The 12950-nt window shown below is 40.6% G+C and carries 13 protein-coding genes and 1 riboswitch; of the genes, 9 read left to right on the top strand and 4 right to left on the bottom strand.

All coding sequences use genetic code 11. From position 1 onward, the window contains the following. Positions 1–331: 331 nt before the first annotated feature. The 3 genes from MFF31_RS08560 to MFF31_RS08570 all read right to left on the bottom strand — a co-directional run bounded on the left by MFF31_RS08560 (position 332) and on the right by MFF31_RS08570 (position 4582). Positions 332–2686, bottom strand: coding sequence for a M13-type metalloendopeptidase (locus tag MFF31_RS08560; protein ID WP_248565429.1), 2355 nt, complete (start codon positions 2684–2686; stop codon positions 332–334). 340 nt (positions 2687–3026) lie between these two features. Beyond that, on the bottom strand, positions 3027–3737 hold the full coding sequence (locus MFF31_RS08565) for an ABC transporter permease (RefSeq protein ID WP_238187612.1): 711 nt from the start codon (positions 3735–3737) through the stop codon (positions 3027–3029). Continuing rightward, positions 3734–4582, bottom strand: coding sequence for an ABC transporter ATP-binding protein (locus MFF31_RS08570; RefSeq protein WP_238188533.1), 849 nt, complete (start codon positions 4580–4582; stop codon positions 3734–3736). The genes MFF31_RS08565 and MFF31_RS08570 overlap by 4 nt, the downstream gene beginning before the upstream one ends. A 742-nt stretch (positions 4583–5324) precedes the next feature. Between MFF31_RS08570 and MFF31_RS08575 the strand changes: the two genes are divergently transcribed. From MFF31_RS08575 to MFF31_RS08595, 5 genes are all read left to right on the top strand, one after another. Beyond that, positions 5325–5708, top strand: coding sequence for a hypothetical protein (locus MFF31_RS08575; RefSeq protein WP_238187613.1), 384 nt, complete (start codon positions 5325–5327; stop codon positions 5706–5708). A gap of 101 nt (positions 5709–5809) precedes the next feature. Further along, a complete protein-coding gene (locus tag MFF31_RS08580; RefSeq protein WP_238187614.1) occupies positions 5810–7003 on the top strand; it encodes a two-component system regulatory protein YycI in 1194 nt (397 codons plus the stop codon). Between the two features lie 7 nt (positions 7004–7010). Then, positions 7011–7775 carry a hypothetical protein gene (locus tag MFF31_RS08585; RefSeq protein ID WP_238187615.1) on the top strand — a complete coding sequence of 255 codons (765 nt, stop codon included), beginning with the start codon at positions 7011–7013 and terminating at the stop codon, positions 7773–7775. Continuing rightward, positions 7768–8646, top strand: coding sequence for a hypothetical protein (locus tag MFF31_RS08590; protein ID WP_238187616.1), 879 nt, complete (start codon positions 7768–7770; stop codon positions 8644–8646). Before MFF31_RS08585 ends, MFF31_RS08590 begins: the two co-directional genes overlap by 8 nt. 1 nt (position 8647) lies before the next feature. Continuing rightward, the gene (locus MFF31_RS08595; RefSeq protein ID WP_238187617.1) at positions 8648–9286 is read left to right on the top strand and encodes an ABC transporter ATP-binding protein; all 639 of its coding nucleotides are present in this window, start codon (positions 8648–8650) and stop codon (positions 9284–9286) included. Here the strand turns inward: MFF31_RS08595 and MFF31_RS08600 are convergent. Next, positions 9279–9509: a hypothetical protein gene (locus tag MFF31_RS08600; protein ID WP_248565430.1), complete on the bottom strand. Its 231-nt coding sequence runs from the start codon at positions 9507–9509 to the stop codon at positions 9279–9281. The two genes, MFF31_RS08595 and MFF31_RS08600, sit on opposite strands and share 8 nt — an antisense overlap. A 57-nt stretch (positions 9510–9566) precedes the next feature. Here MFF31_RS08600 and MFF31_RS08605 point away from each other — a divergent pair, with 57 nt between their 5' ends. The 4 genes from MFF31_RS08605 to MFF31_RS08620 all read left to right on the top strand — a co-directional run bounded on the left by MFF31_RS08605 (position 9567) and on the right by MFF31_RS08620 (position 12888). After that, positions 9567–9860, top strand: a complete 294-nt coding sequence (locus tag MFF31_RS08605; RefSeq protein WP_248565431.1) for a TraB/GumN family protein — start codon at positions 9567–9569, stop codon at positions 9858–9860. A gap of 302 nt (positions 9861–10162) precedes the next feature. After that, positions 10163–10344: riboswitch (Lysine riboswitch) on the top strand. Between the two features lie 112 nt (positions 10345–10456). Further along, positions 10457–11317 (top strand): transporter substrate-binding domain-containing protein, encoded by an 861-nt coding sequence (locus tag MFF31_RS08610; protein ID WP_238187619.1) that lies wholly within the window; start codon positions 10457–10459, stop codon positions 11315–11317. 66 nt (positions 11318–11383) lie between these two features. Further along, positions 11384–12127 carry an amino acid ABC transporter permease gene (locus MFF31_RS08615; protein WP_238187620.1) on the top strand — a complete coding sequence of 248 codons (744 nt, stop codon included), beginning with the start codon at positions 11384–11386 and terminating at the stop codon, positions 12125–12127. Further along, positions 12124–12888, top strand: coding sequence for an amino acid ABC transporter ATP-binding protein (locus MFF31_RS08620; protein ID WP_238187621.1), 765 nt, complete (start codon positions 12124–12126; stop codon positions 12886–12888). The genes MFF31_RS08615 and MFF31_RS08620 overlap by 4 nt, the downstream gene beginning before the upstream one ends. Positions 12889–12950 lie beyond the last annotated feature (62 nt).

The raw sequence follows: 12950 nt of genomic DNA on the forward strand, positions 1-12950 counted from the left end.
TAAATAGGAAGGTCTATTTTATTTGAAAAAGTTCGTATTTTAGGCAGATACAGCGACAACCTCCATATGATTTGAGGGATTTGATTTGCAATCAATAACTGCTTAATGCCAGAGAATGTAGGTCTATCTTTAATGATTTCCACAAAGAGTAGATATACAAGAAAAAACGATTAACTTATAAAGAACTGCATTTCCAATGTTAGATGGTGTCTAACATTGGGAATGCAGCTCAAGATAGAAGTGGCTATGTCTTTATATAGTATTGTACATTTTAAGGCTAACTGTAATTAATGTGCAGGTACATTGCTGTAGGCAATTGACCGCTTTTATTTTACCAAATCGAAACCCGATCCTCTGGAGCTACATACATACCGTCCCCAGGCTTAATTCCATAGGTTTCATAAAATTCTAGGAAGTTCGTTATTGTGCGGTTAGCTCGAATTTTATTAGCTGAATGTACATCGTTTGTACTTAGATACGCTGAAATTTCTTTTGTGGTTGTGAATTTCCAGATCTCGGCATTGTTCTCAAAGTAAGCTTTATAATCGGGATTGCTCATTTCTGATACAACTTGCAGTGAAGCAGCCATTCCACCTAAATCGGCAACATTCTCGCTTAGTGTAAGCAGACCGTCGTTCAATATCCCCGGAATAACTTCAATTCCATTATAGAAATTAATTAGATCCTGGTTTTTCTCTTTAAATTTTTTAAAGTCCTCATCTGTCCACCAGTTTTTTGCATTGCCATTTTCGTCAAATGCCGATCCGTTATTATCAAATGCGTGACTGATCTCATGGCCAATGACCATTCCGATGCCGCCTAAGTTTTCTTCAGCTTTAGCGTTAATGTCATAGAAAGGCGCTTGGAGAATACCAGCAGGGAACATAATTTCGTTATTAAGTGGGTTGTAATAAGCATTTACTGTATAAACGCTCGTTGCCCATTTCGTTCTATCCACCGATTTACCTAGCTCTGCCTTCAAGTTATTAATATATGCTGTGCTTACCGCGAAAGTATTAGAGAAAAGCGAACCGCCGTCGTCATATGTTTTGATAGCTACTTTGTCTAAAGTCGTGTCCCACTTTTCCGGATATCCAATCTTAACGATCATTGTATCGAGTTTTTTAATCGCTTTAGCTTTTGTCGTTTCTGACATCCAATCTAGCGCTTTTATTCTTTTCTCATATGTAGTGATTAAATTGTCTACCATTTGCTCAACATTTTTTTTGGCTTCTGATGAAAAATGTTTTTCGGCAAATATTTGCTCCAAATATCCGCTCATCGTGTTAGTTGTATTGGATACTGCAATTTCTTGATCAGTCTTTTTACCTGTAACGCCGTATAGTGCTGTGTCGAATTCATTTTTCGCTTCTCTAAACCCATCCGATAACAAAGCACCTGTTGAACCAAGCAGTTGTACTTTAGAATAAGCTTTGAGCACTTCAAAGTTAGCCTCAGTCATGAACTCTGCGCCTTTTTGTGCTAGTTTCACATCGATTACAATTACTTTATCGACTTTGTCGATGTTCATCGATGCTAAAACCTTTTTCATATCTATATCTATATGAAGGTCATCAAATTGTTCGATTGTATGTGGATTATAGATTTTATTGATGTCGATTTGTTCATGAACTTCAAGAGATACGGAAGCTAATCCATGCTCCATTTCATAAACCTTTTCGGCGCGTGCTTTTGCTTCGGATTCTTTTTCACCAGTCAAAACGAGAATTTTGGTTATGTGATTAATATAGGCATCTTTCGCTTTTACGTCTTTCTTTACAAGGCTATTTTTGTCTAGACCTGTGGTTAATCCGTTGTAATACAGGGCATTTTCACTGCTGTTTTTTGCATCGCCCGTAATCGTAAAGCGAAATAAAGTGCTTAAACCAATTTCTTTCTCTAAGGCAAGGTCTGCTTGGACAAGATCGTTAAGAGTTTTGGCTCCATCAATTGCTGTTAAATATTTTTGAATGGGCTCAATCCCTTGTTTATTTCTATTTGTTGCATCTAGCGCTGTCGTATAAAAGTCGGCAAGTTTCTGTTCTTTTGTTCCTTTTGCAGCTTGTTTGCCAGTCAATTCATTTATTATTTTTTCTATTTTATCGTTATTTTGTTTCTGCAACTCGGTAAATCCGTCACTAGTAAATTCTCCTGCCGAAATGGTCGACTTATTTAACCACTGTTTGTTGATTGATCCATAAAAATCGTCATTTAAATGAGAGCCTTCATGCGCCCACACTCTGGAGATAATGGTTTGAAACTCGGTGATCGTAATCGTGTCTTTTGCGCCTAATGTGCCATCAGGTTTACCCGTGAGCACGCCCGCTTTTGTAAGCTTTTCGATATCTTGCTTAGCCCAAGCTGGTATATCGGAAAACTCGATGCCAAATGTCCCACTGCGCAGATCATGTCCGACAGGCTCAGGCAATTCGCCAAATGCCCTGCTCAACATGACTAAAGCTTCAACCTTCTTAGCAGGTTCATTCTCTCTTAAATCCCCTTCTTTTTTACCTTGAATAATGGCTGCTTTCTTAATTCCAGAATTATAAGCATCCGCTGCCATCAATAAGGTATTAACGATATCTCCTCTTGTTGCTGGTGGTGGCGTTTCCTCAGCATAAGCGGATACGCTGATTGATAGGACCATTGCAATGACCATAAGTAAGGATAACAACTTCTTCATCATTTAACTCCTCAGTATGTATATTTTATGCAAAAATATAAATGAATCGGTCTTATCCCATTCATATCCTTACATTATAGAATATATAGGTTAGTTTGAGAATGATGGAGATCAGTAGGGTAGGTTTATTTCGGAAGGTCGTAGTCATTATAAGTTTTGACTTTTGGTCCATTAATCAATAGTGTGGAGAGAATGAAAGGTTGGAATGAAAAAGAGAGGAAAAGTTTCCCCTCTTCTTTGTTCTTTTTATAGCTGATGAGTGGACACTTTCAGGATTTTTACAAACGTCGGTTAAAAATAATGTTATAGAGATATCGAAGTAAGCTCTCAATTCTCATAGCTTCTAGGCATCCACCATACGTTTTTTATACAAATAGACGCACAACGAATAGATAACAACAATCCATAGTGCAATAACAATTAAGTTAGACCATACACCCGCAAATCCTGCACCCTTCTCGACTGCTTCCGCTAGCTGTACAAGCTGCACATTTGGCAAATAGGTAACAGCTTTAAGTGCTGGAATTGAGTCAGCGAAAGTAATGAGTGAAGATCCCCACGTAAACAATATAAGGCACGGCATAATAGCGACCGAAGCCTCCATTACCGACTTTGTAAGCAACCCAACGAACGTACCAATACCTACATAGAAAACTAAAGATAAAAGTAATCCAACGAGTACTACGGCCATATTAGCGGGATTATAACCAAGCAATCTGATTGAAGCATATAGTATAATCCCAGTCGCAAGCATGCTTAATAAGCTTTTTCCTAAGAAAATTTCATAGATACTAGCGGGTGAAAGTGTAAGTCCCCTCAGCGTATTTTTTTCTTTTTCTTCTGCGACTAACGCCGATTGAATATAGGCTCCTACCATAATAAATGTCAAATTAATAATCATATAATGCGCATCAATCGTGATGTCGTCTGACTTTCCGTAAAATAAAGCTAAAATCAATGGAACAATGATTGTCGTAGAGACATACAAGTTTCGGGATACATCTTTATAATCTTTTTGCAAAATAGCCATTACACGGTTCATTGAAAAGGTCATGATAATTTCCTCCCAGTTACGTCTACGAAAATATCGCCAAGCGTCGGATAATTAGATTGAATCGTTTTTACTCGGTTTGCATTCATATATTCATAAACTTGCCGAGCGCCTTTAGCACCCTTAGGTACTGTAACAGTAGAACCATCATTCAATTCTAACGTAATCGTATCATTGCTATGCATTTCGCGAAGCTTCTTCGGTGAATCAAGCAATTGAATCATACCGCCATTCAGGAATGCAACGCGGTCACATAAGGTGTCAGCCTCACTCATATCATGCGTCGTTAAGAAAATCGTCGAGCCTTTTGCCTTTAGTTTTAATAAACCATCATAAATATGTTTCGTATTTACAGGGTCTAAAGCTGAGGTTGGCTCATCGAGAAACAGCAGCTCCGGCTCATGAAGGAAAGCTCGGGCCAACACGACCCGCTGGGTCATACCTTTTGATAACTTCGATACGACCTTTTTACTCTCTTGTTCCAAATTGACCATTTGCAGCACTTCATGAATGCGTGTCAAAGGAATATCGTACAAACTACAATATAGCTTCAAATTATCATAAACGGACAAGCGGCTATATAAGGAAGTATTGTCTGTAACGACCGCCATCTTTTGGCGATATTTTGGTTCACTTAACTTGCTGGCAGGTACTCCGAATACATAGGCGTTACCTGCCGATTGTTTTAATTGAGCAGTTAAGATTTTAATTGTAGTCGTTTTGCCGGATCCGCTTGGGCCAAGGAATCCGAAAATTTCACCTTTTTTCACGTTAAAGGATACGTCTTTTAGTGCTTTAGAATTTGCAAATGACTTCTCTAGTGATGTTACTTCAATGATATTTTCCATTGCGTTGTTAACCTCCGCTTTCGTTTTCTGTTGTGCCTTCATCTTAGGACAAATCCAGCAGTGGCGCATTATAATCGCAACGAAAGGAGCGTGAAGAGGGGTCAATGCTGCGTATTTGGAGCCAAATGGCGCATAGAACACTCTGTTTGGAGCAACAAAATGAGTGAGTGGAGCTATTTATTTGAGTGCATTATTTCTTTGAGTGAAGTATAGAGATTATTAAATCAAACGTAGCTCTTATGCTGGGTGAAGATAAATCGAGTAAGTCGCTTTCTAAATAATGACAAGTTTTTTGCAACTTTCCTTGCGGGGCTGGGGTTTAAATATATGTGTGCAGACGATTTTATTCAGTGCGCTTAGGTTCGATAAGGCCTCGGTTACATTGAGTTTAGTTGTGCTAGTGATAAATAACCGGTCAGCAGAGTTCATGTTACCGGCCGCTCCGCTCCATGATAGTCGTCCATCATTCTTTTAACTGGGTTACGAATTGAAGCCTAGTGGCTGATTTATTCAAACATAGATTCTCATCATCAACTAATGTTACTAAATTCATGTAAGTAAAAAATCTTGAAAAACACCTTTTAAAAAGTATAATTATATAAATAATGGAAAGTAGAGTAAATTATAAAAAGGGAGACTGATAACTCATAATTTTTAGAATCAGTCATAATTAACCTGTATTACTGCGAGTGTGAGCGGGGGAATTAATATATGACAACTCAAAAAAAAGGAGAAATGGATAATGAAAAAACAAATGGTCAGCATAACTACCGCACTTTGTTTAACTTTCTTGTTGTCAGCTTCCGTATTTGCAGCGAATTTTGACTTTACGTTCACGCCGCCGTTTTTAGGGAGTTTGAAGTCTTCTTCCTCACAACTTGTACCTGTTGCTAGCTCTCCTTACGTGAATCCTTCTCAGTCGTCAGCATCAACTACTTACTATTTGTCTCCATCTAATGCTACCACTACAGCTGCAACAAATTATCAATCTAGCCATAAATCAGGCACTCATAGCTTTACTTATCGTAGAGGTTACGGTGGTTCTGGTACATCGGTTAAGCTAAATGGGTATCCGACAAACGATAATTTTGAAAATTATACAATAAATGGAACTTGGTCTCCGTAAGCTTTGACAATAAGCACTACACCAAACGGATAACATGCAGGCGTACTCGCCACCTGCATGTTATCCGTTTATGAGCTTAAAAAGGAGTGGGCAATCCAACGATGAAAAAAATAACAATAGTACTGCTTTTAACCTTGTTGTCTCTATCCCTAGCGGCTTGCGAAACATCATCAAACAAAAACAAATTGGTCAAACACGAAGATTTAAAAATCTTTTTGCAAACTGTGAAGTTACCGAGCAATCTTTCTCTCTCGTTTGATGCGGGCAAAGTGAAATCTCCAACATCAGCTAAGACGTATAGCGTAAACTTTATGGAGTTTGACCCTGAACTTGTTTCGCAGCAGCTTCTGCGTCGAGAAATCGTAGAGAAAAAACCTATGGCCGAGGGCCCATGGTACCAAACCGGAGATAAATCACTGCAAGAATTTCTTATCGTGTTCGACGGTGGGAAAGGCTTTAACATTAAAGATGGTGTAAATGGGGGACTCTCCTATGTTACTTTTAAAGAAGGCTCCGACCGAAAACCAACAGTCATTGTGAGCAACGCTGGACCGCCAAATGTTAGTGAGCAACTAGATAAGAGTCAACGGCGAAGCGACTACACTTCTTTTGCAGATTTGTCATTTATGAGCTACGTGGATGCACTAACTTCAGCAGAAAAACAATTGAAAGATCTTAATTTCCCAAAGGTTAGCGTAGCGGAAGCATACTCCATGGATGTCGAGACGATGCAAGAACACTTTGATAGTTACGTTAATGATCCCCGTAACTCTGAAGAAAACCTTAAAGGGATTAGCTGGTCGAAAGACGATGAACAATACATGATCCATTTCCGACAAATAATAGACAATATTCCAGTAACCAACGTTTCATGGCAATGGGGGAACGGAACAGCTACCGGCGCTGCCGGAAACGCGATGAAGGATACGAACATTAGCGTTAAGTATAGTAAAGATGGAATAAATACGATACACGCAGCTAACATTTACAATGTTGAAACTGCTAAAGTCAGCAAAGAAGAGCAGCTTATTAGTGCTGCTGACGCTTTACAAGTGTTATTGAACGAATATGCAGAGCTTATATTGGAGAAGGGGACAACCGTTACCACAGCAGAACTGGTTTATGTATCTATTCCAAAAGATGATAATTATGAGTTGATTCCTGCTTGGACCTTCAGCGTTGCGAAGCCCCAACTTCGGATCGATCAAACAAATGGTACAAAAACACCGTATAATGACTATAGTCATTATGTCGTAAACGCAATTACAGGCCAAAAGATGTCCGATATGAGGTGATGCCGGAATGAATTTATTGATGTCCCTACTTCTCGTAAGCTTCCGTCGGGCTCTCTTCTCTGGGCGTTTTGCAATCAGCGTTGTCGGCGTAACGCTAGCTTTATTTCTTACATCTTACGGAATGATTAGCCCTCAATCCGATGTGCTCTCCGTGGTGATGTTATACGGGGGCGGGAATTTGATATTAATTGTAGGAATTTTGCCACTACTCCCGTTTGCAACGACGTTTGCATCGGAATGGGAGGAGCGTGCTGCCAGCTTCTGGATTGTGCGATCGGGCGTACACTGCTATGCGATAGCGAAGGTGTTTGTAAGCGCAATCTCCGGCATATTGGTAACATTCGCGGGGATTACGTTATATGCGCTTTTACTGCTGACGAAGCTTCCTTTCTTCACCAAGTCGATGACGGGAGATGCGTATGCGCCGTTATTGGACGCAAATATGCCCTTATTATACTTTTTTAGCTCCGCAATACATTTGTCGTTGTCTTCCGCCTTATTTGCCGTAGCCGCGTTATGGATTTCAGCATTCATTCCGAACAGATTTACGGCCATGGCTTTCCCGGCTGTACTCTACTTTGTCATTTTTCGCTTGACCAACTTTTGGGACATTCCCGAGTTTCTAAAGCTAAGTAAAATTGTAGGAGAAACTTATCATGCAGGTTCCCCATTAGCTTCGTTTCTACTTAAACTGGGTACGGTTACCGTATTGTGCCTACTTATGGGGTACGGTTCAGTTAGACAAATACGAAGGAGGGTGCAGCATGACTGATTGGCGAACGATCTGGCTTTGTGCTAGGGTCAATTTCAGCAAATGGGCTGTAACCCCCCGAATATATACGCTTGCAGCGGTCGTTGCAGCTTACTCAATCTGGCTCTACTCGTGGATTTCTGACTATGCATCTGCTGTTGGCATTCACGTAACACCATGGGTATTTCCGTTTTTGTTCACTATGCCTGTCGTGTTCACGATTTATGGCGGACTGACTGCGTTGCTATACTGCGACGCCCCTTTCGTTGACACTCATACTCCCTTCCTTATCGTCAGAACTAGCCGCCTAAATTGGATGATGGGGCAACTCCTCTATATCGTACTATCTGGATTTGTATATACGTCTTTTTTTGCGTTGACGTCCATGGCGGCACTTGTCCCTAACTTGCAGTTTTCCGCAGGATGGGGAATGGTGTTGAAAACGTTGGCTTATGATCCGAGCAGTCCTGATCGATACGGAATTACAGCATTTTTAGAAGTGGGCGGGCCAATGATGTCGATGTTCTCATCCATAGAAGCAATGCTGATTAGCTTTGGTCTGTTTTGGCTCGTAACGGTATTTATTGGCGTGCTGATATTTTGCTTCAACGTTGTAATTGGGAGATTCAGCGGTCTGGTGGCGGCGGGTGTGTTTACCGGCATTGGGTACTTCTCTGTATACGTTGGGAAAATTTCCTACGGTAACATCATTTACTATTTGTCGCCTCTTAATTGGATCAGCATGTCTTATTTAGATTGGGGTTATACAGGTAAGATGCCGACACCGACATACGCCATTTCTATTCTTATTGGAGCAATTCTGTTGATGAGTATTGTTTCAATATTCGTTTTTTGCAAAAAAGATTTACGTATTCAGGAAAGGAGAACTTAATATGACTGCCTACATGATAGAAGTATCCGACGCAGTGAAGAGCTTTAAAGAAACGACTGCGCTAAAGCGAGTGTCTGTCAAATTTGAGCGGGGCAAAATTCATGGGGTCATCGGTCGGAATGGCTCGGGGAAAACCGTGCTTTTTAAATGCGTTTGTGGCTTCATGCACCTTGATTCTGGTCGTATTCTCGTTGATGGACAACCTGTTAAGCCTGCCGCAGCGCAAGATATCGGTATAATTATTGAGGAGCCCGGCTTCATCGGCTCGTTCAGCGGGTTCAAAAACTTGAAGCTGCTCGCCTCCATTCGCCGTGTCATCTCGGATGAACAAATCCGTCAAACTTTACAGCTTGTTGGGCTTGATCCGCAGAGTAAAAAACAGGTAAGAAAATATTCGTTAGGCATGCGTCACAGGCTTGGTATTGCCCAAGCGATCATGGAAAAGCCGAAATTGCTCATTCTTGATGAACCGATGAGCGGCTTGGACAAACAAGGGGTATTGGAAATTCGTGAGGTACTCAAACAGTTGAAAAAGGAAGGAGTAACCATTGTTTTATCCTCACATTATGCGGAGGACATAGACGTATTATGCGATACCGTCTGCGAAATGGATGGCGGTGTATTGACAACAATTAAATAGATGGATTGGCAAATGATTGTCGCTCACTTCCACTGGCAGTGATGTGCTTGATATCTTTGGTAAACTCAGTCAAGCTGGTAGTAGAAACATTCCCGAATCTGTTCTCATTGGGAATATTCCCGATCTGCTTGACTGATTCTTCTCTATGCTTCTTCACATCTGAAATAATTTCTATTCCATTTATCCTACGGAACGTATTGTCGTTTGGGGAAGCAATTCTCACATTAAAAAATCGCAGTCAAAGATAGAGCAATCCTCGCTGCCTGTGCCAGGCTAGTCTATGAGTGAGGTCATGCAGGAGATTGGGCTTGGTCCATACAGCTATTCGCTTGGTCTATATATGGGTGGCGGTAAAAACACAGAAGCGACAGGAGAAATATATGATGTACTGCCTCCGATGGCACATTCTGTTGAGGAAGTTATGAAAGGTACGGGGCATAAGGATTCATTTGTTGATATGCGCTATGCAACTGCGGAAGCGGATAACTCATGGATGAGACAGCCGATGGGATATCATGTTACGGGGGTATCACCGGTGAGCAGTATGACGGCATACTGTATATTGATCAGGTGACAGTTCCGAACTATTTTAAATAGAAGATTATAGAATTAATTTATATTGTATTTGAATGGAAATAAACACATTCTGACCCCTGAGCTGTGATTCCTGAGAAGGACACTTGGAAAAGAGTGTCTTTTTAATGGTTTGCAGTTCACCTTAGTGGTCAATTGGGATGTGTTTTTTCTATTTTGAGTAGTGTTTAAAAATAGTGGAACTTAATTGGTATTTCCTGAACTATTATCCAAAGTATAATGATTGACAAGCTTCTACTCCATACATCATACTAAGCGTAATCGAATATAACCTCACGCAAATGGTGAGGTAGAGGTGCGGAATTTAACAGTTTATAGCAGAGTTTGAGAGACGATGACGCTATGAAGAAGGAGATGCCGCCGAAGCTAGTAATATACTCGGTATTACTTGCTGGGCCTGCAGTTAACAACTGTAGGACTGTCTCAATAAACGTCCCAGTTTATTGAGTTGTGCTATCTTCCAAGGGATGCAAGGGGTATACATGTACTATTATATAGTGCGACCTGAGCTGATCTTGGGTCGCTTTTTTTGTTTTTTTGAATAAAAAATCGTATACATTACAGGAGGATAACAATATGAGAAAGAAAACAAAACTATTTACGACGGTACTAATTGCAGCAATGATTATGATAACGGGTTGCGGTGCAAATAATTCAGGATCGACGGGAAATGATGCTAGTAAAGGTTCAGGATCTACGGAAAAAGAAACTTTTAAAGTTGGAATGGAAGCGGGTTATGCTCCATTTAACTGGTCTCAAAACGATAATTCAAACGGTGCTGTCAGCATTTCTGGAACTTCTGAATTTGCAGGAGGCTATGACCTGGAGATGGCGAAGAAGATAGCAAACGGCTTAGGTAAGGAGCTTGTCATTGTGAAGACAGAGTGGGATGGGCTTGTACCAGCACTCCAATCTGACAAAATTGACGGTATTATTGCTGGAATGTCCCCGACCGCAAAACGTAAGGAGTCGATTGACTTCTCAGACAACTACTACAAATCGAACTTAGTAATGGTCGTGAAAAAAGGCGGGAAGTATGAAGGTGCTACTTCCATTCAAGATTTTAACGGGGCTAAAATTACTGCTCAATTAAATACGTTCCATTACTCTGTCATTGACCAAATTAATGGTGTGTCTAAACAAACTGCGATGGATAACTTCCCGGCCATGAGAGTAGCGCTTGAATCCGGCATTATTGACGGTTATGTCTCGGAACGTCCAGAAGCAGTAAGTGCTTCGGCAGCTAATGAGAACTACGCAATGGTAGAATTTAAGGATGGATTCCAAACTTCCGAGGATGATACAGCAATTGCAGTCGGACTTAAAAAAGGCAGTGAATATACAACGAAAATCAATGATATTTTAAAAGGTATTACCGAAGAACAGCGCACAAGCATTATGGATACAGCAATAAAAAATCAGCCTGCAGCAAAATAATGACGACTGTAAGCCGACTGTATCCGATACAGTCGGTTTTGTAATTAATAAAGTGGAGGCATTATCATGAGTATTGAGTGGATTATAAACATTGTTGAAGAGAACTGGCAGATGTTCCTTCGCGGTGCGGGGTTGACGCTATTGATATCACTAGTGGGAACGATCTTTGGCGCTATCATCGGCGTATTAGCCGGAGTAATAAGAACGATACCTAGGCCAGGGAAAATGGTACAACGGATATTGCTTAAGATTGTAAATATTCTTTTGTCGGTATATATCGAAGTGTTCCGCGGAACACCGATGATCGTGCAAGCGATGGTCGTTTATTATGGATCAGCATTAGCTTTTGATATACATCTGAATGTCATTAACGCAGCAATATTCGTCGTTTCTATTAACACGGGAGCTTATATGGCGGAAATTGTTCGTGGCGGAATTTTATCTATTGATAAGGGTCAGTTTGAAGCGGCACGGGCAATCGGCATGAATCATATGCAAATGATGATGAACATTATTTTACCGCAAATGATTCGCAATATTTTACCCGCAACAGGAAATCAATTTGTTATTAACATTAAAGATACCGCTGTTCTTAATGTTATTTCCGTTTCGGAGCTGTATTTCATGACCAAGTCAGTTGCAGGCAATAACTTCCGTTATTTTGAATCGTTTTTTGTGGCGTGTGTCATTTATTTTGTAATGACCTTTACCGTCACAAGAATATTGCGCTATTTCGAGCGGAGAATGAATGGAACTGAGAGCTACACGATGGAAACGACTAGATCACCAAGAGGGGAAATGAACCTATGAAAAAAGTGATCGAAATTAAAAATCTAAATAAGAGCTACGGCGCAAACGAAGTACTAAAAAATATCGAGTTTAGTGTCAATCATGGCGAAGTGGTTACTATTATAGGTTCTTCAGGTTCAGGGAAATCCACTATGCTTCGCTGCATTAATTTGCTCGAAACACCAAGTGGCGGGCAAATCTATTATCGCGGGCAAAATATACTAGATGGCAATTACAATATTCCTTCCTACCGTACAAAGCTTGGCATGGTGTTTCAACAATTTAACCTGTTTGAAAATCATAATGTGCTCGGAAATTGTGTTGTAGGCCAAGTCAAAGTGTTAAAGCGCTCCAAGGAAGAAGCAGAACAAATAGCTAGAAAATATTTGAGCGTGGTAGGCATGGAGAGCTATATTAACGCTAAACCAAAGCAACTATCTGGCGGCCAGAAGCAACGTGTTGCGATTGCTAGAGCCTTGTCTATGGAGCCTGATGTCTTGTTGTTTGATGAACCTACATCTGCATTAGATCCTGAAATGGTAGGCGAGGTGCTCAAGGTTATGAAAGAACTCGCTGATTCTGGTCTGACGATGCTCATTGTCACACATGAAATGGATTTTGCAAAAGAAGTGTCGAATAGGGTAGTCTTTATGGATAAAGGCGTTATTGCCGAAGAAGGGCCACCGGAGCAGATTTTTTATCAGCCTAAGCAAGCTCGTACTAGAGAGTTCTTAAAGAGAACATTAGTTCATCATGACCGAGCTAATCATGGGCCAGCGTAGCCTAGAAAGTATAGTGTTAGAACTGACGTGGGGCTGACCCCACAATGTAAGACCAAACACCT

It is taken from the genome of Paenibacillus sp. L3-i20, from assembly GCF_022180385.2.
Classification (GTDB): domain Bacteria; phylum Bacillota; class Bacilli; order Paenibacillales; family Paenibacillaceae; genus Pristimantibacillus.

Bases quoted from the DNA above. Each gene is read 5' to 3' on its own strand.
- MFF31_RS08560 (WP_248565429.1), bottom strand. From the start codon at position 2,686: ATGATGAAGAAGTTGTTATCCTTACTTATGGTCATTGCAATGGTCCTA.
- MFF31_RS08565 (WP_238187612.1), bottom strand. From the start codon at position 3,737: ATGACCTTTTCAATGAACCGTGTAATGGCTATTTTGCAAAAAGATTAT.
- MFF31_RS08570 (WP_238188533.1), bottom strand. From the start codon at position 4,582: ATGGAAAATATCATTGAAGTAACATCACTAGAGAAGTCATTTGCAAAT.
- MFF31_RS08575 (WP_238187613.1), top strand. From the start codon at position 5,325: ATGAAAAAACAAATGGTCAGCATAACTACCGCACTTTGTTTAACTTTC.
- MFF31_RS08580 (WP_238187614.1), top strand. From the start codon at position 5,810: ATGAAAAAAATAACAATAGTACTGCTTTTAACCTTGTTGTCTCTATCC.
- MFF31_RS08585 (WP_238187615.1), top strand. From the start codon at position 7,011: ATGAATTTATTGATGTCCCTACTTCTCGTAAGCTTCCGTCGGGCTCTC.
- MFF31_RS08590 (WP_238187616.1), top strand. From the start codon at position 7,768: ATGACTGATTGGCGAACGATCTGGCTTTGTGCTAGGGTCAATTTCAGC.
- MFF31_RS08595 (WP_238187617.1), top strand. From the start codon at position 8,648: ATGACTGCCTACATGATAGAAGTATCCGACGCAGTGAAGAGCTTTAAA.
- MFF31_RS08605 (WP_248565431.1), top strand. From the start codon at position 9,567: ATGAGTGAGGTCATGCAGGAGATTGGGCTTGGTCCATACAGCTATTCG.
- MFF31_RS08610 (WP_238187619.1), top strand. From the start codon at position 10,457: ATGAGAAAGAAAACAAAACTATTTACGACGGTACTAATTGCAGCAATG.
- MFF31_RS08615 (WP_238187620.1), top strand. From the start codon at position 11,384: ATGAGTATTGAGTGGATTATAAACATTGTTGAAGAGAACTGGCAGATG.
- MFF31_RS08620 (WP_238187621.1), top strand. From the start codon at position 12,124: ATGAAAAAAGTGATCGAAATTAAAAATCTAAATAAGAGCTACGGCGCA.